This is a genomic window from Glutamicibacter sp. HZAU, from assembly GCF_004100365.1.
Classification (GTDB): domain Bacteria; phylum Actinomycetota; class Actinomycetes; order Actinomycetales; family Micrococcaceae; genus Glutamicibacter; species Glutamicibacter nicotianae.
Genome location: NZ_SCKZ01000002.1, coordinates 55,663 through 73,411, shown reverse-complemented (window position 1 = coordinate 73,411; position 17,749 = coordinate 55,663). Strand labels below are relative to the sequence as shown.

The window sequence follows — 17,749 nt, the reverse complement described above, 5'->3', positions numbered from 1 at the left end:
AGAAAGATTACAAACAGATAACTTGCAGGCCACAAAACGGCAAGCGCTTAACGTCAATGCCCAAGTCACTGACCGAATTGTTAAAGTGTCAAAGAATTGTTAAAAATTTTTGGGTTTACTGTGGCCAACGCCTTATTTGGCGTTCGCCTCATGCACGGCCTGCAGGGCGGCAGCCACCATGATGCGCACTCCGACGCCGATGCACGATTCGTCCGGGATGTAGTCCCCGCGGTGCAGGTCGTAGGTCTTGCCACCCGGGGTGCGGGTTCCCAGCCGCAGCATCGCGCCGGAAACCTTCTGCGTCATCCAGGCGAAGTCCTCCCCGCCCATGGATTGCGGGGTCAGCTCGATCGCGTCGGCGCCGAACTCGCGGCGCGCGGCATCCTCGATCAGCGCCGTCTGCGCCGGGGCGTTGACCACCGGCGGCACCCCGCGGGTGTGCTGCAACTTGATCTCCACTCCGTAGGGTGCGGCGATCTGGCGTACCGCCGCATCCAGCAGCTCGCCGGCCTCGTACCAGACATCCCCGTCCAGGCAGCGCATGGTCCCGGCCAGGTAGCCGGTGGCGGGAATCGCGTTGGGCACGCTGCCTGCATGGATCTGGCCCCACACCACGGAAACCGCCGAGCGCACGTCGACCTTCCGGCCGAGCACCGCCGGCACCTGGGTGGCGATCTGGCTCATGGCGAAGACGATGTCCTCGGTCAGGTGCGGTCGCGAGGTGTGCCCGCCGCGGCCGTTGACCTCGATGCGGATGGTATCGCTGGCCGAGGTGATCGCGCCGATGCGGGTGCCGATATGCCCGGCGTCGATCCGCGGGTCGCAGTGCAGCGCGAGGATCCGCGGCACGCCATCGAGCAGGCCCTGCCCGATCACCGACTGCGCCCCGCCGGGAAGCTTCTCCTCGGCAGGCTGGAAGATCACCCGCACGCGTCCGTCGAGCTGGCCGGCGGCATGAATCCTGCCCAGCGCCAGCGCCACGCCGAGCATCACGGTGGTGTGGATGTCGTGGCCGCAGGCGTGCGCCACGCCCTCGGTCATCGAGGCGTACTCCAGGCCGGTTTCCTCCACCACCGGTAGCGCGTCGATATCAGCGCGGAACGCAATGCGGATGGGGCCTTCGCCGATGTCCACGAAGGCGCCGGTGTCGGCCATCTTCTGCGGGGCCAGGCCGGCGGCGCGCAATGCTTCGAGGATCCGCTCGGTAGTCTGGTGCTCCGCAAAAGACAGCTCCGGGTTGCGATGCAGCTCGCGGCGGAAGCCGATCAGCTGGTCGATGAGTGGCTCGGTGAAGCCGCTGACGGAAGCCAAATTGCCATTTTCATTCACGGTGGACACCTTTTGACGATACTCGGCACGGCGGCGGAAATGACAGTTTCGCGTAATGTTCACGCGCACCGCGCAACATCGGGAACGCGAAAAAGGGGCGCGCCAGCCTGGTCCAGGCCAGCACGCCCCGTCACACCTAGCGCGATTTCGTCCTAGAGCACCTCGGTGGCGCCGTCGGCCTTGAGCTGCTCCACGGTCTGCTTGACCTTCTGCGCATGCTCCTTGGTGGTCACCAGCAACGCGTCGGCGGTATCCACCACGACCACGTCCTCGATGCCCACCAGCGCCACCACGCGCGGGCGGTCCGAATAGACGACGCCGGTCGCGCTGTCCGCGTACACGCGCACCTCGTCGCCGCCCAGGTTGATGATGCCCTGATCGGCACTGGCCTTGTTCAGCCGGCCGATCGCGGCGAAATCGCCCACGTCATCCCAGTTGAACACGCCAGGGATCACCGCGACGTCCCCGGCCGCGGCGGCCGGCTCGGCCACCGCATAGTCGATGGCGGTCTTGGGCAGATCAGCCCAGACCTCGCGCATCACTTCTTCGCGCTGCCCGGTCTCCCACGCATCGGCGATCTTCATCAGCCCGGCATGCAGCGCCGGCTCGTTGGCTTCCAGGTGCTCGAGCATCAGGCTCACCGGCGCGACGAACATCCCGGCATTCCACAGGAACCCGCCGGAGGCCAGGTACTTGCGGGCGGTGTCCTCATCGGGCTTCTCCACGAACTGCACCACCCCGCGCGCCGAGGGCGCGTTGGGCACCTGCAGCGGCTCGCCGGTCTGGATGTAGCCGAAGCCGGTGGACGGGTGCGTCGGGTGGATGCCGATGGTCACGATCTTGCCGGTGGCGGCGGTGTGGATCGCTTCGCTCAGCGCTGCCTGGAACACCTCGACCGGCTCGATGACCTGGTCCGCTGCGAAGGAGCCCATGATGATGCTCGGGTCGCGGCGGTACAGGATGGCGGCAGCCAGGCCGATGGCGGCGGCCGAGTCGCGCGGCTCCGGCTCGAGGACCAGGTCCTCGTCGCACAGCTCGGGCAGCTGGGAGACGACAGCTCCGCGGTGCGCACGCCCGGTGACCACCATGATGCGTTCGCCGGCCAGCGGGACCAGGCGGTCATAGGTGGCGCGGATCAGCGTGGAGCCGGATCCGGTCAGATCGTGCAAAAACTTCGGAGCGGAGGCCCTTGACAGCGGCCACAATCGGGTGCCGACGCCGCCGGCGGGGATCACGCCGTGGAATCGGGCTAATAGGTCTGCATTCACGCATTCCAGACTAATTCATTCGGTGGATAATCCCGTCCATTGAAACCTGTGCAAGAAATTAAATACGAAACCATCCCATGAGGTATTACGGGCGGAATATCGGCCTTTTAGCGCATAATTACCCCTTTTCGGTGAACATGCTCACAGGAACAAGACACGAAATAGATCGGAGCTGGCTAAGTGGTTTAGACTCGCACAAGGAACGCTCGCACAAGTGCGTCAAATCTCATTGTGTGCAATATACACATGCGCCGTTGCGAGCCTTGGAGGTTTAGTTCAGTGTCGAAGACTTCGTCAGGCACCCTATACCGCGGCCATGAAGGCATGTGGTCCTGGGTGGGACACCGAGTCACCGGTGTCGTTATTTTTCTCTATCTGCTGGTGCACGTGCTCGATACGGCAATGGTTCGTGTCGATGCCGGCGCATACGACGCAATCATTAGCACCTACCAGACTCCGTGGATGGCACTTGGTGAAACCGGTCTGGTTGCAGCAATCCTCTTCCACGCATTCAACGGCCTGCGCTTGATCCTGGTCGACTTCTGGAAGCAGGGCACCAAGTACCAGCGCCAGATGCTCTGGGGCGTCTTGATCCTCTGGGTCATCGTCTTCGCAGGCTTCGCTATCCGTCACCTGTCGATCGCATTTGGGAGCCACTAAGCCATGAGCGTTTCTATTCCTGCTCCGCGCAGCCAGCGCATTGATCCAAAGTACAAGCGCGGACCGAAGTCCCGCGGCAGCTTCGAGATGCTGGCATGGCTGTTCATGCGCCTGTCCGGCGTCGTGCTGATCATCCTGATCTTCGGCCACCTGTTCTCCAACCTGATGGTCGGCGAAGGCATCTCCGGCATCGGCTTCGGCTTCGTCGCCGGCAAGTGGGCCTCGCCGCTGTGGCAGTTCTGGGACCTGGCCATGCTGTGGCTGGCCATGCTGCACGGCACCAACGGCGTGCGCACCATCATCAACGACTACGCAGAGAAGCACGCAACCCGTGCATGGCTCAAGGGCATCCTCTACGTCGCAACGATCTTCATCATCGTGCTTGGCTCCCTGGTGATCTTCACCTTCGATCCATGCGTCACCGGCAGCACCCTGCCGCAGTGCTAAGTGGAACTCCCCTAGTTCCAGCCAATAGCCACAAAGATTTTTAGAAAAGAGAGCATCAAGAATGCAGGTACATAAGTACGACGTAGTCATCGTCGGTGCCGGTGGTGCAGGCATGCGTGCAGCGATCGAATCCGGTCAGCGCGCACGCACCGCAGTGCTAACCAAGCTTTACCCAACCCGCTCGCACACCGGTGCGGCCCAGGGCGGCATGTGCGCAGCACTTGCCAACGTCGAGGAAGACAACTGGGAGTGGCACACCTTCGACACCATCAAGGGTGGCGACTACCTGGTTGACCAGGACGCAGCCGAGGTCATGGCGAAGGAAGCCATCGACGCCGTGCTGGACCTGGAGAAGATGGGCCTGCCGTTCAACCGCACCCCAGAGGGCAAGATCGACCAGCGCCGCTTCGGCGGCCACACCCGCGACCACGGCAAGGCCGCCGTGCGCCGCGCCTGCTACGCAGCTGACCGCACCGGCCACATGATCCTGCAGACCCTGTACCAAAACTGCGTCAAGCACAACGTCGAGTTCTACAACGAGTACTACGTGCTGGACCTGCTGCTGGTCGAGGAGGATGCCTACCGCGAGGACGGCACCGCCTACAAGCAGAAGCGCGTTGCCGGCGTCGTCTCCTACGACCTGGCTACCGGCGAACTGCACGTCTTCCAGGCCAAGTCGGTCATCTTCGCCTCGGGCGGCGCCGGCAAGGTCTTCAAGACCACCTCGAACGCGCACACCCTGACCGGTGACGGCATGGGCATCGCCTTCCGCGCAGGCCTGCCGCTGGAGGACATGGAGTTCTTCCAGTTCCACCCAACGGGCCTGGCCGGCCTGGGCATCCTGCTCACCGAGGGCGCCCGCGGCGAAGGCGCGATCCTGCGCAACTCGGATGGCGAACGCTTCATGGAGCGCTACGCACCGACCATCAAGGATCTGGCCCCACGCGACATCGTCGCTCGCGCCATGGCCAACGAAGTGCGCGAAGGCCGCGGCTGCGGTCCCAACAAGGACTACGTGCTGCTGGATTTGACCCACCTGGAACCAGAGCACATCGAATCCAAGCTGCCGGACATCACCGAATTCGCCCGCACCTACCTGGGCGTGGAGCCATTCACCGATCCGGTTCCGGTCTACCCGACCGCGCACTACGCCATGGGCGGCGTGCCGACCAACATCAACACCGAAGTGCTGCAGGACAATGACACCGTCATTCCTGGCCTGTACGCCGCCGGCGAAGTCGCCTGCGTTTCGGTGCACGGCTCCAACCGCCTGGGCACCAACTCGCTGCTGGACATCAACGTGTTCGGCAAGCGCGCCGGCGTGGCAGCTGCCGAGTATTCCAAGACCGCCGACTTCGTCGAGCTGCCTCAGAACCCGGAAGCCTTCGTGTCCGCACAGCTCGAAGGCGTGCTGAACGGCACCGGCACCGAGCGTGTCGCCGACCTGCGCGCAACCCTGCAGGAGACCATGGACGCCAACGTCCAGGTGTTCCGCGACGAGCGTTCGCTGAAGGAAGCGCGCGACGTGATCGAGGATCTGCGCCGCCGCTACAAGAACATCAGCATCCAGGACAAGGGCAAGCGCTTCAACCTGGATCTGCTCGAAGCCGTCGAGCTGGGCTTCCTGCTCGACTTGGCCGAGGTCATCACCGTTGCCGCATTGCACCGCAAGGAATCCCGCGGCGGCCACTACCGCGAGGACTACCCAGACCGCGACGATGAGAACTTCATGAAGCACTCGATGTCCTACCGCGACGCAGATGCCGTCACCGAGGACATCAAGGGCATCCGCATGGAGACCAAGCCAGTGGTCTTTACCCGTTACCAGCCAATGGAGCGTAAGTACTAATGAGCACCGAACTGCCAGAACCACCGTCAAAGATCGAGCTGAAGCCAGGCGTCGGCGGCGGCGGAGAAGTTCCAAGCTTCGACATCACCCTGCGCGTTCGCCGCTACCTGCCAGAGGCTACCGCGGACGCATACTGGGAAGATTTCAAGCTGACCATGTACGGCACCGACCGCGTGCTGGACGCCCTGCACAAGGTCAAGTGGGACCACGACGGCACCCTGTCCTTCCGCCGTTCCTGCGCCCACGGCGTGTGCGGTTCCGATGCCATGCGCATCAACGGACGCAACCGCCTGGCCTGCAAGACCCTGCTCAAGGACCTGGACACCTCCAAGCCGATCACCGTTGAAGCCATCAAGGGCCTGCCCCTTGAAAAGGACCTCATCGTCGATATGGAACCGTTCTTCCAGTCCTACCGCGAGATCATGCCATTCCTGATCTCCAAGGGCCACGAGCCAACCAAGGAACGCTACCAGTCCGCCGAGGATCGCGAGCGCTTCGACGACACCACCAAGTGCATCCTGTGCGCTGCGTGCACCAGCTCGTGCCCGGTCTTCTGGACCGATGGCCAGTACTTCGGCCCGGCCGCGATCGTCAACGCCCACCGCTTCATCTTCGACTCGCGCGATGATGCAGGCGACATGCGCCTGGAGATCCTGAACGACAAGGAAGGCGTGTGGCGCTGCCGCACCACCTTCAACTGCACCGAAGCATGCCCACGCGGCATCCAGGTGACCAAGGCTATCGCCGAGGTCAAGCAGGCAATTCTGGCGCGCACCGTCTAAGTGCCGGAAAGGGCCCGAACCGCTGCGCGGTTCGGGCCTTTTTGCATCCCTTCAACTCCTGCGCGTGTCGTGGCATGATGGGCAGTACTCGTCCTTTTCCCAATGCACCACAGAGCTGAGGAGCAAACATGGCCAGTGAAGAACCCACCTCGACAACCCAAGCAGGAATCCCGGCAGCCAGCGACCGCAACTCGCTGACCGTGGGCGCCAACGGCCCCATCGTGCTGCACGATCATCATCTGGTCGAGACCCTGCAGCATTTCAACCGGATGAACGTGCCCGAACGCCGCCCGCACGCCAAGGGGGCCGGTGCCTTCGGCGAATTCGAAACCACCGAGGACGTCTCGGCATACACCAAGGCCGCCCTGTTCCAGCCCGGGGTGAAAACTGAAACGCTGCTGCGTTTCTCCACCGTTGCCGGCGAGCTCGGCTCTCCCGATACCTGGCGCGATGTGCGCGGCTTCGCGCTGAAGTTCTACACCACCGAAGGCAATTTCGACCTGGTCGGTAACAACACCCCGGTGTTCTTCGTGCGCGACCCGATGAAGTTCCCGCACTTCATCCGCTCGCAGAAGCGGCTGCCCGATTCCGGGCTGCGCGACGGGACCATGCAGTGGGACTTCTGGACACAGAACCCCGAATCCGCCCACCAGGTCACCTACATCATGGGCCAGCGCGGCCTGCCCAAGACCTGGCGGGAGATGAACGGCTACGGCTCGCACACCTACATGTGGGTCAACGCGGCCGGCGAGAAATTCTGGGTGAAGTACCACTTCTTGAACAAGCAGTCCGAGAAGTTCGAGACTATGCGCGGGGCTCAGGCCGAGGAGCTGGCCGGGGCCGACGCCGACTTCCACCGCCGCGATTTGTTCGAGGCAATCAAGGCCGGCAACTTCCCGCAGTGGGACCTGTACGTGCAGGTCATGCCCTACGAGGAGGCGAAGACCTACCGCTTCAACCCCTTCGACCTGACCAAGGTCTGGTCCAAGAAGGACTATCCGCGGATCAAGGTCGGCACCCTGACGCTGAATAGGAACCCGGAGAACTTCTTCGCGCAGATCGAGCAGGCGGCCTTCTCGCCGGGGAACATGGTTCCGGGCATGGGGATGAGCCCGGACAAGATGCTGCTGGGCCGCAATTTCGCCTATGCGGACGCCCAGCGCTACCGCATCGGCACCAACTTCCAGCAGCTGCCGGTGAACAAGCCCAAGTGCCCGGTGCACTCGTACAACTTCGAAGGCAACATGACCTACGAGCACACCGGCGATCGCAGCGTCTACGCGCCGAACTCCTTCGGTGACTCGTGGAGCGATGAAACCGGGCCGGCGGAGAATTCCTTCGAGTCCGACGGAGAGCTGGTCCGCGAGGCCTACACGCTGCGCAAGGACGACGGGGACTTCGTCCAGCCCGGCATCCTGGTCCGCGAGGTGATGGACGATGCCCAGCGCGCCGAGCTGGTCGAAACCGTCACCGGGGCGCTGGACGGGGTCATCGAGCCGGTGCTGTCCAACGCGATCCAGTACTGGAAGAACATCGACGCGGACACCGGAGCGAAGATCGAAGCGAACGTGCGCGCCAAATAGCGCGCATGAAAAAACGCCAGCCGCATGGCTGGCGTTTTTTCATGCACGGGATCCGCTAGGAACCGAGCGCGATGTCCTCGCTGAAGTTCCACTCCCCGCCACGGGTATCGAACAGCTGGATGCGATCGGCGGTGAAGGACAGCCGCGTCCCGGTCAGCGCTGCCTGCGCAGCGTCCAATTGGGCCGCCGGCACGTTCTGCGCGATGGTCAGGTGCGGATGGTAGGCGAAGGCCGATTCGTGCCTCAGCGCGTCGCCCAGCAGCGCCCGGTGCAGCTCCCAGCACTCGTCCGCGCCGGCATCCAGCGGAAGGAACACGACGTCGCTGGCCGGCCGGAAGGTTTGCGCCGCACCCAGCTCGATGTCGAAGGGCTTTAGCGCGGCGGCCACCCGGCGCACCTGCGCGGCCGCTTTCTCCCAGGAATTCAGGTAGGACCCGGACACCAGGGTGATATGCGGGGCGATCGGCGCGGTGGCCTCTCCCCCGTATTCCTCGCGCCACGCGCGCAGCGTCTCCCGGTGCGGCTGCGGCACCGGGATCACTACGCCCAGGGTGTACTCGAAGACCATTGTTTCAGCTAGATTCCCAGCGGCGGCAGGAAGCCGACCTTCTGGTAGACATCGGACACGGTCTTGGAAGCGACTTCGCGGGCCTTGGCGGCACCGGCCAGCAGCAGCCGGTCCAGCTCCGCCGGGTCATCCAGCAGCTCCAGGGTGCGGGTGCGGATCGGGGCCAGGCGCTCCACGACGGCGTCGGCGACGGCCACCTTCAGGTGGCCGTACATCTTGCCCTCGAACTCTTCGACCAGCTGGGGCACATGCTTGCCGGTCACTGCGGCCAGGATGTCCAGCAGGTTCGAGACCCCTGGCTTCTCGGCCTTGTCGTAGGCCACCACGGAGCCGGCATCGGTCACCGCGGACTTGATGCGCTTGGCGATCAGCTTCGGCTCGTCGAGCACGTTGATCAGGCCGGCCGGGGACTCGGCGGACTTGGACATCTTCGAGGTCGGGTTCTGCAGGTCGTAGATGCGTGCGCCCTCCTTCGGGATGAACGCCTCGGGCACGGTGAAGGTCTCGCCGAAGCGGTGGTTGAAGCGCTTGGCCAGATCGCGGGCCAGCTCCACGTGCTGGCGCTGGTCATCGCCCACCGGAACGCCCTGCGGCTGGTAGAGCAGGATGTCGGCGGCCATCAGGATCGGGTAGGTGAACAGCCCGACGCTGGCGGCGTCCGCGCCGCCCTTGGAGGATTTGTCCTTGAACTGGGTCATGCGGCTGGCTTCGCCGAAGCCGGTGATGCAGTTCAGCACCCAGGCCAGCTGGGCATGCTCGGGCACCTGCGACTGGACGAACAGGGTGGATTTGTCCAGGTCGATGCCGCCGGCGATGAACTGCGCTGCGGTCTTGCGGGTGCGGGCGCGCAGCTCGGCCGGATCCTGGGTCACGGTGATCGCGTGCATGTCCGGGATGAAGAAGAAGGCGTCGTGGTCGTCCTGGGTCTTGACCCAGTTGACCAGTGCGCCCAGGTAGTTGCCCAGGTGCAGGGAGTCGCCCGAAGGCTGCATGCCCGAGAGAACGCGGGGCTTAGTCATGAAAAAATCCTTAGAACTGGTAGTCGACGACCAGCGGTGCATGGTCGGAGAAGCGCAAATCGTAGGCCGAGGCACGGTCCACATGTGACTTGATGGCCTTGCCGGCCAGCGCCGGGGTGGCCATGTGGTAGTCGATGCGCCAACCGGCGTCGTTGTCGAAGGCCTGCCCGCGGAAGGACCACCAGGTGTACGGTCCCTGCACGTCGCCGGCCAGTTCGCGCGCCACATCCTTGTAGCCGATTTCCGGGCCGAAGAAGCCGTCGAAGTAGGCTATTTCCTCGTCCATCACGCCGGCGCGCTTATTGTGGTTCGGTTTCCAGTTCTTGATGTCCTTCTCGGTGTGCACGACGTTCAGATCGCCCACCACCAAAACGTGGTCCTTCTCGTTCTTCAGCTCCACCAGGCGCACGTTCATGCGCTGCAGGAAGCGGTACTTGTCCTCCTGCTTCTGCGTGCCCAGCTCGCCGGAGTGGACGTAGGCGGAGACCACGGTGAAGATCTCGCCGTTGACGTCGAAGTCGGCCTCCACCCAGCGGCCGGATTCGGCGAAGTAGTCCTCGCCGATGTGCTCGCGCACGGCGACCGGCTCGGTGCGCGAGAGCACTGCGACCCCGGCCCGGCCCTTGTCCTTGGCTTCGGCGTGCAGAATATGCCAACCCTCGCCGATCAGCTCGCGCAGGATCTTGTCCGGTGCGCGCACTTCCTGCAGGCACAGGATGTCCACGTCGCGGGCGGCAATCCAGTCGGCCATATTGCGCTTGTAGGCGGCGCGGATGCCGTTGACGTTGACCGACGCGACGCGCAGCGCGCCGACGTCCTTGTTGAGAATTTCCACACTGGTAGGTATCACCATTCCACCTTACAAAACTATGTGTCCTATTACGCGCTGATCTGGCCTGCGCCGAAATACACGCAACGAAAAGGGGCAACGCTTTCGCGTTGCCCGGATCGGTTAGTCGATGATTTCGCCGTCCATCGGCTTGGCCGGCTTGATCATGTCCCGCGCATTCGCCGCGGTCATCTGGATCGTCTCCAGCGCCCGGTCGATCATGCCCTCGTAGTCCTCGCCCTTCGCCTCGCGCTGCTCGGCGATCACCCGGGCTTGGACCTGGACGATCTTGAAGGAGTGGTCCAGCTTCATGTCGCGCTGGCTGGTGGATTCGTCGACGATCACCGAGCCGGACTGGGCGCGCGGGGTGGCCGCCGCGGTCGCTTCACGCAACGAGCTGTTGAGCTTATCCGCGCCGCGCTTGAGGCCGAACATCATGAATGCGGCCAGCAGCAGCCAACCGGCGGAGATGACCACGACAAACCAGCCGACGATCTCATTGGAGTTGGCGGCGAATACAACTGCCACCAGAAGGACGATGACCATTACGGCCATTGCCAGAGTTGATGCGTTCAGGGTGACTTTCTTGCCCTGCTTCGCGCTGCTGCCTAGAGGTTCCATGCCTCCAATTCTCGCACCATCACCCCGCTTCTAGCCAATTTCAACCCTGCCCTTTCGCCCACAGCGTGGCTAGCCGAACAAGCTGTGCAGATCCTGCCCGGAAAGGCTCGCGCGAATCAGCAGGTAGCCGGCGATGCCCACCACCCAGCCGAGAGTTTCCTGGGCGTAGACCGCGGCCTTGGCCCCCATCTTCTGCATCCAGGCTTCGATGCGCGGCCCGGCCAGCGCACGCGCGCCCACCAGCGCCAGGGCGGGCACGATCATCACCAGGCAGTAGCCGATGAGCGCGAGCAGCTGCACGCTGGTGCCCCAGCCGGCAGACTGCATCACCCCGACGGCCGCCAGATAGGGAAGCATGGTGGGCAGTTCCAGCAGTCCGGCGAACAGCGCCAGTGCCACCAGCCCGGTGCGCGTATCCAGAGCGGTGCCCAGGCGTCCGCGCAGCCGCTTCGGCACCTGATCGGTGGCCTCCGTTGCTTCTGGGGCGTGGGCTGCGGATCCCCCGCCGCTATGCACCCCGCCGCTATGCGCGGCGGCTTTCTTCCGCGCGCTGGCCGACTTCTGCGCGTCGGTGCGGTAGGACAGCGCCCAGATGATCATCAGCGCGCCAATCGCCATGCCCGCCAGCCGGAAGAACCGGTGCTCGAAGATGCTGGGGTCGATGAGCAGCAGCCCGCTGCGCAGCAGTACCCCGATGACCCAGTAGAACCCGGCGATGACCATGAGGTAGGCCAGCACCTTGGCGATGGCCTCGCGGCGCCCGCGCAGCAGCAGCCACAGCGGGATGACCAGGGTGCCGATGCTGGTCGAGTCGATCAGCGCCAGGATGACCAGGGAGAGTTCGGGATTGCTCGTGATGATGTCCATGGTTTCCACTTTTCCGTGCCTTGCCGCAATGCGGTATCGGCCAGTGGTCTGCGCTTTCTCCTCCTTAAGGGGGATACCCGGCGGGCAGGGCGTCGGGGATGCTGGAAGCATGAACTTCATTCGGCGGATGGGCAGCGGCGACAAGGAGCCCGAGGTCGTCGGCACCTATCTGGTGCTGACCGTGATCCTGCATCTGTCCGGGCTGACCAACCCGCCATGGGTCGCGATCGGCGGCTACGAGTGGATTGTGCTGCTGCTGATCGGCCTGGCCGCCGTGCTGGTGCGCCGCCGGTTCCTGCTCGCCAGCACGCTGATCGTGCTGCTGTGCGGTGCCGGCCTGCTGGCGGTGGGCAGCATCGGCGGGTATTTCCTGCTCTTCGAGTGCGTCTTCGGCCTGTTCCTGCTCGGCTCATCGAGGCTCCGGACGGCGGCCTTCGCGCTGCTGTGCCTGGCCGCCATCGTGCTGGGCATCGCCGCCTGGCTGGGCAGCGGTGATCCGCAACAGGTGGTGCTGAGCCTGTTCATGGCCGGCTTCATCCTGTTCACCCCGATGCTCTGGGCGCAGAATGTGCGCACGGCCAAGGACCTGGCCACCGCCGAGGCCCAGCGGGTCCAGGCGGTGCAGTCAGCGGCGGCGGCCCGCGAGGACCAGCTGGTGGCGGAGCACGAGTTCTCGCGGGTCGAAGAGCGCACCGCCTTGGCGCGGGAAATGCATGACGTGCTTTCGGCCAGGTTCTCGTCGATCGCCCTGCTGTCCGGCGCGCTGCTGCCCTCGGCGCCGGAAACGGTGCGCGCTCCGCTGCAGAGCATCCGCGACGAGTCGGTGTCCGGGCTGGAGGACATGGCCGAAATGGTGCGGATGCTGCATTCTGGCGGGCCGGCGCTGCAGGCGCGGATCGAGGACCTACCCGAGCTGGTGGCAGGGTTCGGCAGCCCGGTGCGCTGGGAGTACCGGGTGGCACGGCCGCAGCGCTTCTCCCCGGCGGTGCACACCGCCGCGCACCGCACGGTGGCCGAGCTGCTGGTCAACCATGCCAAGCATGCCCCGGGCACCGATCTGAAGCTGAGCGTCATCCAGGAGCGGAACCTGTCCATCACCGCACGCAACCCGCTGGGGCAGGATGCCGGCTCGTCCCCGGGTGCCGGGACCGGGCTGGAGAACATCAAGACCCGCGTTGCCGCGCTGGGCGGGCACGTCGAGGTGCGCAACGGCGCGGATTTCGCGGTGCACGTCGAATTCCCTGAAACAACGGAGGAAGAATGAAAGTGCTGATCGTCGATGACCATGCCACCGTCCGCATGGGCATCCTGCTGGTGCTGCAGGCGGCCGATGACCTGGAGGTCGTCGGCGAGGCGGCGGACGGCCGCTCGGCCATTTCCATGGCCCGGGCCCTGTCCCCGGACGTGATCCTGATGGATCTGCGCATGCCGGTGCTCGATGGCATCGAGGCCACGAAGGCGCTGCATGAGAAGTACCGGGTCGTGGTGCTCACGACCTTCGATGATGACGAATACCTGTTCGGCGCGCTGCAGGCCGGCGCGCACGGGTTCTTGCTCAAGAGCGCGCAGCCGCAGGCGATCATCCTGGGCGTGCGGGCCGCCGCCCGCGGCGAATCGGTGCTGGATCCGCAGGTCACCGCCCGGATCCTGGCCCGGGCGCTGGCGGTGCCCGAGGCCGCGGCGCTGCCGGAGCTGACCGGCCGGGAACACGAGGTGCTGCAGGGCATCGGCGAGGGGCTGAGCAACCCGCAGCTGGCGCAGCGCCTGGGCATCGGGCAGAGCACCGTGAAGACGCATGTCTCCCAGGTGCTGGCCAAGCTCGGGGTGTCAACCAGGCTGCAGGCGGCGAGGATCGCCTACGGGGCTACCAGCTCACCAGGCAGAACGGGTGGTCCTGCGGATCCAGGTACACCCTGAAGGTCTTGGTGCCTTCGCCGGTGGCCTTCGCGCCCAGGTGCAGCACCTGCTCTTCGGCCAGGTCCAGGTCGGCGACCTTCACGTCGATATGCGCCTGCTGCGGGTGCACATGCCCCGGCCATTGCGGCGCCACATAGGGGCTGACCGCCTGGAAGGCGAGCGCAGGATGATCCGGGGCATCGCCAATGGAGACCCAGTCGGGCTCGTTGTCGATGCGCACCATTCCGAGGAGCTGTTCATAGAATCCGGCCAGTGCATCGGGGTCCTCGCAGTCGATGACCATGGCCTGCCATGTGCCAATCATGTGGCCATTATCCGCGCAGCATTGCTCCGCGTCTACCAGGATTCAGCCATTGCGCAGGTGCAGTGGTCGATCAGCGCCTGCACGCGGGCAGGGATCTGCACCCCCTTGGGCGTGATTGCGACGACCGCGTTCGGGTAGTTGGGCGCCTTGAGCTCGCGGAAGGCCAGCGGGCGGCCCTCGATGGAGACCTCGGCGTTGTTCGGGCGGCGCATCAGCAGCCCGTAGCCCAGGCCGCGGCCCACCATCGCGGCGACCAGGATCATCTGCGGGACCGAGGCGGTGATCTTCGGGACCAGGCCCTGGGAGGCGAAGAGCTGCATCTGGTGCTGGGTGCTCGGGTCGGACTCGTAGACGATCAGCGATTCGCTGACCAGGTCCGCAAGTTCCAGCGGCCTGTCGAGGTTGGCCAGCCGGTGCTCGGGGTGCAGCACCACCTGCATCTCGGTCTGGTAGATCGGCTGCTTGTCCATGTCGGCGGGCAGCTGCAGGTCGTAGACGAAGGCGACGTCGATCTCGCCCTCGCGCAGCGCCGGCAGCAGCTCGTCGTGGGTGCCCACGCGCACATCGAGCTGCACCTCGGGGTGGTCGAAGCCTTCCAGCGTGGCGGGGATCAGGTGCGGGGAGAGCGAGGCAAAGCATCCGAAGCGCACCGGCCCGCGCAGCGCACCCTCAGTTTGCGGAAATGTTGCGCGCAGCTCGCCGACCTCTGCGAGGATCTTGCGGGCCATCGCGGCGAAGTGCTGGCCGGAGGCGGTGAGCCGGATCCCGTGGGCCTTGCGGCGCAGGCACAGGGTCTCCCCGGCGAGCCTCTCGATCGCGGTTATGGCCTGCGACAAGGCGGATTCCGAAATCTTCAATTCGCTGGCCGCCGAACCCAGGGTGTCGTGGACGGGCAGTTCGGCCATGATTTCCAGATGCCGCATCGAATACATAAGCCAGCCTTCAGAAGTTTTGCAGATATTTGAAGTTTACCTTACCTATGAGGGGTGCCACACTGGAGTGACCCAAAACTCACCAGCCAGTGATCGATGCCTCGATCGCAGCTCGCAAGGGAAGCACACATGACTTCAACAGCACACGCCGGAAAGGCTACGCAGCGTCGCGTAGCATTCGCGACGGTCATCGGCACCACCGTTGAGTGGTACGACTTCTTCATCTACGCCACCGCCGCTGGCCTGGTCTTCAGCCAGCTGTTCTTCGAGCCGGCCGGCCAGGACATCGCACTGCTGATCTCCTTCGCCTCGGTGGGCCTGTCCTTCCTCTTCCGTCCGCTGGGCGCGTTTTTGGCCGGGCACTTCGGCGACAAGATCGGCCGCCGCGCCATGCTGGTGCTCACCCTGGCCCTGATGGGTGCTTCCACCACGCTGATCGGCGTGCTGCCGACCTTCGAGACCGCAGGCCTGTGGGCACCGGTGCTGCTGTTGCTGCTGCGCATCCTGCAGGGCATCTCCGCCGGCGGCGAATGGGGCGGCGCGGTGCTGATGGCAGTGGAGCACGCTCCGGTCGATGGCCGCGGCCGTGCCGGTTCCTACCCGCAGGTCGGCGTGCCGCTGGGCATGCTGCTGGCCTCGGGCACCATGGCGCTGATGACCGGCGTGATCTCCCCCGGCGAGCAGTTCCTCGAATGGGGCTGGCGCATTCCGTTCCTGGTCTCGATCGTGCTGATCGCCGTGGGCTACTTCGTGCGCCGCTCGGTGGACGAGTCCCCGGTCTTCGAGGAGATCAATGAGCAGAAGGCCCAGACCGCTGTGCCGATCCTGGTGCTGTTCAAGAAGCATTGGCCGCTGGTCATCATCGCGGCCCTGGTCTTCGCCGGCAACAATGCCGCCGGCTACATGACCACCGGCGGCTTCTTCCAGGCCTACACCACCGATCCCGAGGGCCCGGTGGGCCTGGAGCGCACCGACGTGCTGATCGCCGTGGCCTTCGGCGCCACAGTCTGGCTGGTCATGACCCTGGTGGCCGGCTTCCTGGCCGACAAGATCGGGCGCAAGCGCACCTACCAGCTGGGCTTCATCATCCTTGCCGCTTCCCTGTTCCCGGTCTTCGCACTGGTGAACTCGGGCTCGCTGGTCCTGCTGTACGTGGCCTTCGGCCTGTTCTCCATCGGCCTGGGCCTGACCTACGGCCCGCAGGCGGCGCTGTACTCCGAGCTGTTCCCGGCGTCGGTCCGCTTCTCCGGCGTATCGATCTCCTACGCGATCGGCGCGATCGTCGGCGGCGCGTTCGCTCCGACCATCGCCCAGGCGCTGGTGCAGGCCACCGGCGGAACCACCGCGGTTGCCGTCTACCTGCTGGTCGTCGTGGCGATTTCCTTCACCGCGGTGAGCATGATCCGCGACCGTTCGGGCATCGATCTGTCATTCCGCAACCAGGCGGAGCAGGAAGTCGGCGCGCTGGTCTTCGACAAGCGCCGTGCTGATGCGGTGAAGGCGACCCAGGACGCCTAGGCACTGCTGAAAAAAGCCCGATGGTCCACGGCCATCGGGCTTTTTTCTGTTCGCGCCTACTTCAGTTTGGTGCGCAGCACCGTTTCGGCTCCGGCGCTTGGCTGGAAGCGCCGGCTGCGGGCCTGCGGCATCAGCCGGCGGGAGTAGCCGTATGCTCCCCCGGGAGTATTCCAGCGATATCACCGAGTGCCGTTGCGCAAGATGCCGCAGGGATCAAAAACCGGCAGCCCATCTGGGCTGCCGGTTTTCTCGTATCTACTTCGCGGCGTTGCGCTCGGCGGCTTCGACCACGTTGTTCAGCAGCATTGCGCGGGTCATCGGGCCCACGCCGCCCGGGTTGGGCGAAACCCAGCTGGCGGTCTCGTACAGGGCTGGATCGATATCTCCGGTGACCTTGCCGTCCACGCGGGAGACACCCACGTCCAGCAGGATCGCTCCGGGCTTGGCGGTCTTGATCATGTGGGCCGAACCGGCGGCGGCGATGACCACATCGGCCTGCGCCAGCAGCTCGTCCAGGTTGGTGGTGCCGGTGTGCGCCAGGGTCACGGTGGCGTTGATGCTGCGGCGGGTCAGCAGCAGGCCGACCGGGCGGCCAATGGTCACGCCGCGGCCGACCACCAGCACGTGCTTGCCGTTCAGGTCGATGTCGTGGCGGGCCAGCAGGTCCACGCAGCCCAGCGGGGTGCACGGCAGCGGGGAGGTCATCGGGCGGTTGACGTTGGCAACCAGGCGGCCGAGGTTCATCGGGTGCAGGCCGTCGGCGTCCTTGGCCGGGTCCATGGCTTCCAGGATCACGTCCTGGTCGATGTGCTTGGGCAGCGGCAGCTGGACAATGTAGCCGGTGCAGTCAGGGTTCTCATTCAGTTCCTTGACCTTGGCCAGCAGCTCGTCCTGGGTGGTTTCCTCGGGCAGGTCCACGCGGATGGATTCGATGCCCACCTCGGCGCAGTCCTTGTGCTTGCCGCCGACGTACCAGGCCGAGCCCGGGTCATTGCCGACCAGGATGGTGCCCAGTCCGGTGGTGTGCCCGGCAGCCTTGAGCGCGGCAACGCGTTCGGCCAGTTCCTGCTTGATAGCGGCCGCGGTGGCCTTGCCGTCGAGAATGCGTGCGCTCACGCGTATCCTTCCGTAGGTGCCCTGTTCAGGCGGATGGCATGCAAACCCAGGCGCGCGGCTCGCACGATTAGCTCCCTGGTGGTTACCCACCTAACGCCAGTCACGCCCTCCAGTGTAGCGAAAATGGCCTCGGGAATGAC

General features: G+C 65.0%; 18 protein-coding genes and 1 riboswitch. Of the genes, 8 read left to right on the top strand and 10 right to left on the bottom strand.

Translation table 11 applies throughout. From position 1 onward, the window contains the following. Positions 1–132 precede the first annotated feature (132 nt). Together EKH49_RS02965 and EKH49_RS02960 are read right to left on the bottom strand one after the other, a co-directional pair. Complete coding sequence (locus EKH49_RS02965; protein WP_128469899.1) at positions 133–1,329, bottom strand: amidohydrolase; 1,197 nt, start codon at positions 1,327–1,329, stop codon at positions 133–135. Positions 1,330–1,481: 152 nt separating this feature from the next. Continuing rightward, entirely contained in the window at positions 1,482–2,597 is a 1,116-nt protein-coding gene (locus EKH49_RS02960) for a mannose-1-phosphate guanylyltransferase (protein WP_128469647.1), read from the bottom strand. 246 nt (positions 2,598–2,843) lie between these two features. Here EKH49_RS02960 and sdhC point away from each other — a divergent pair, with 246 nt between their 5' ends. The 5 genes from sdhC (at position 2,844) to EKH49_RS02935 (ending at position 7,918) form a co-directional block, all read left to right on the top strand. After that, a complete protein-coding gene (sdhC, locus tag EKH49_RS02955; RefSeq protein ID WP_369826774.1) occupies positions 2,844–3,257 on the top strand; it encodes a succinate dehydrogenase, cytochrome b556 subunit in 414 nt (137 codons plus the stop codon). Between the two features lie 3 nt (positions 3,258–3,260). Then, positions 3,261–3,704, top strand: coding sequence for a succinate dehydrogenase hydrophobic membrane anchor subunit (locus EKH49_RS02950; RefSeq protein ID WP_128469646.1), 444 nt, complete (start codon positions 3,261–3,263; stop codon positions 3,702–3,704). Positions 3,705–3,765: 61 nt separating this feature from the next. Beyond that, a complete protein-coding gene (gene sdhA / locus EKH49_RS02945) occupies positions 3,766–5,553 on the top strand; it encodes a succinate dehydrogenase flavoprotein subunit (RefSeq protein WP_128469645.1) in 1,788 nt (595 codons plus the stop codon). Then, positions 5,553–6,335: a succinate dehydrogenase iron-sulfur subunit gene (locus EKH49_RS02940; protein WP_128469644.1), complete on the top strand. Its 783-nt coding sequence runs from the start codon at positions 5,553–5,555 to the stop codon at positions 6,333–6,335. Before sdhA ends, EKH49_RS02940 begins: the two co-directional genes overlap by 1 nt. Before the next feature lie 128 nt (positions 6,336–6,463). Further along, the gene (locus EKH49_RS02935) at positions 6,464–7,918 is read left to right on the top strand and encodes a catalase (protein ID WP_128469643.1); all 1,455 of its coding nucleotides are present in this window, start codon (positions 6,464–6,466) and stop codon (positions 7,916–7,918) included. A gap of 55 nt (positions 7,919–7,973) precedes the next feature. Here EKH49_RS02935 and EKH49_RS02930 read toward each other — a convergent pair whose 3' ends face one another. The 5 genes from EKH49_RS02930 to EKH49_RS02910 form a co-directional block, all read right to left on the bottom strand. Then, a complete protein-coding gene (locus EKH49_RS02930; RefSeq protein WP_128469642.1) occupies positions 7,974–8,486 on the bottom strand; it encodes a 2'-5' RNA ligase family protein in 513 nt (170 codons plus the stop codon). Between the two features lie 8 nt (positions 8,487–8,494). Beyond that, positions 8,495–9,505, bottom strand: a complete 1,011-nt coding sequence (gene trpS / locus EKH49_RS02925; protein ID WP_128469641.1) for a tryptophan--tRNA ligase — start codon at positions 9,503–9,505, stop codon at positions 8,495–8,497. Positions 9,506–9,515: 10 nt separating this feature from the next. Then, complete coding sequence (locus EKH49_RS02920) at positions 9,516–10,358, bottom strand: exodeoxyribonuclease III (protein ID WP_128469640.1); 843 nt, start codon at positions 10,356–10,358, stop codon at positions 9,516–9,518. Positions 10,359–10,457: 99 nt separating this feature from the next. Further along, the gene (locus EKH49_RS02915; RefSeq protein WP_038989932.1) at positions 10,458–10,955 is read right to left on the bottom strand and encodes a hypothetical protein; all 498 of its coding nucleotides are present in this window, start codon (positions 10,953–10,955) and stop codon (positions 10,458–10,460) included. A gap of 69 nt (positions 10,956–11,024) precedes the next feature. Then, a complete protein-coding gene (locus tag EKH49_RS02910; protein WP_161567434.1) occupies positions 11,025–11,822 on the bottom strand; it encodes a GAP family protein in 798 nt (265 codons plus the stop codon). Between the two features lie 109 nt (positions 11,823–11,931). Between EKH49_RS02910 and EKH49_RS02905 the strand changes: the two genes are divergently transcribed. Beyond that, positions 11,932–13,086 (top strand): sensor histidine kinase, encoded by a 1,155-nt coding sequence (locus EKH49_RS02905; protein WP_128469638.1) that lies wholly within the window; start codon positions 11,932–11,934, stop codon positions 13,084–13,086. Continuing rightward, on the top strand, positions 13,083–13,739 hold the full coding sequence (locus tag EKH49_RS02900) for a response regulator (protein ID WP_128469637.1): 657 nt from the start codon (positions 13,083–13,085) through the stop codon (positions 13,737–13,739). Before EKH49_RS02905 ends, EKH49_RS02900 begins: the two co-directional genes overlap by 4 nt. Here EKH49_RS02900 and EKH49_RS02895 read toward each other — a convergent pair. Then, complete coding sequence (locus EKH49_RS02895) at positions 13,687–14,043, bottom strand: VOC family protein (RefSeq protein ID WP_128469636.1); 357 nt, start codon at positions 14,041–14,043, stop codon at positions 13,687–13,689. The genes EKH49_RS02900 and EKH49_RS02895 overlap by 53 nt on opposite strands. A gap of 32 nt (positions 14,044–14,075) precedes the next feature. After that, a complete protein-coding gene (locus EKH49_RS02890; RefSeq protein ID WP_269088421.1) occupies positions 14,076–14,966 on the bottom strand; it encodes a LysR family transcriptional regulator in 891 nt (296 codons plus the stop codon). 138 nt (positions 14,967–15,104) lie between these two features. Here EKH49_RS02890 and EKH49_RS02885 point away from each other — a divergent pair, with 138 nt between their 5' ends. Then, entirely contained in the window at positions 15,105–16,493 is a 1,389-nt protein-coding gene (locus EKH49_RS02885; RefSeq protein ID WP_128469634.1) for an MFS transporter, read from the top strand. Between the two features lie 255 nt (positions 16,494–16,748). Here the strand turns inward: EKH49_RS02885 and EKH49_RS02880 are convergent, their stop codons facing one another. Then, on the bottom strand, positions 16,749–17,609 hold the full coding sequence (locus EKH49_RS02880) for a bifunctional methylenetetrahydrofolate dehydrogenase/methenyltetrahydrofolate cyclohydrolase (RefSeq protein WP_121866296.1): 861 nt from the start codon (positions 17,607–17,609) through the stop codon (positions 16,749–16,751). Between the two features lie 37 nt (positions 17,610–17,646). Then, a riboswitch (ZMP/ZTP riboswitch) is annotated at positions 17,647–17,723 on the bottom strand. Positions 17,724–17,749: the final 26 nt, after the last annotated feature.